Genomic DNA, 356 nt, shown 5'->3' with positions numbered 1-356 from the left:
GCTTCTGGTGATGCCACCGACGTGGAAATGCCGGAGCTTGGTGAGTCCGTCACCGAGGGCACCATCACCCAGTGGCTGAAGTCCGTCGGTGACACCGTCGAGGTCGACGAACCGTTGCTCGAGGTCTCCACCGACAAGGTCGACACCGAAATCCCGTCCCCGGTCGCCGGCACCCTCGTTGAAATCCTCGCCGAGGAAGACGACACCGTCGACGTCGGCGCCGTCATCGCCCGCGTCGGCGACGGCTCCGCCGCAGCCTCCGAAAAGCCTGCCGCCAAGGAAGAGGAAAAGAAGGAAGAGCCCAAGGCCGAAGAGAAGAAGGAAGAGCCGAAGGCAGAGGACAAGCCGGCCGCTTC

1 protein-coding gene is annotated in these 356 nt (G+C 64.3%); it reads left to right on the top strand.

Going from position 1 to position 356, the window contains the following annotated elements:
* Positions 1-356 (top strand): biotin/lipoyl-containing protein (locus tag HMPREF2993_RS05010; RefSeq protein ID WP_305764449.1); only part of this gene is annotated, 356 nt, incomplete at both ends.

This window comes from Corynebacterium sp. HMSC068G04, assembly GCF_001814885.1.
Classification (GTDB): domain Bacteria; phylum Actinomycetota; class Actinomycetes; order Mycobacteriales; family Mycobacteriaceae; genus Corynebacterium; species Corynebacterium hiratae.
This window is presented reverse-complemented; position numbering and strand designations above follow the sequence as displayed.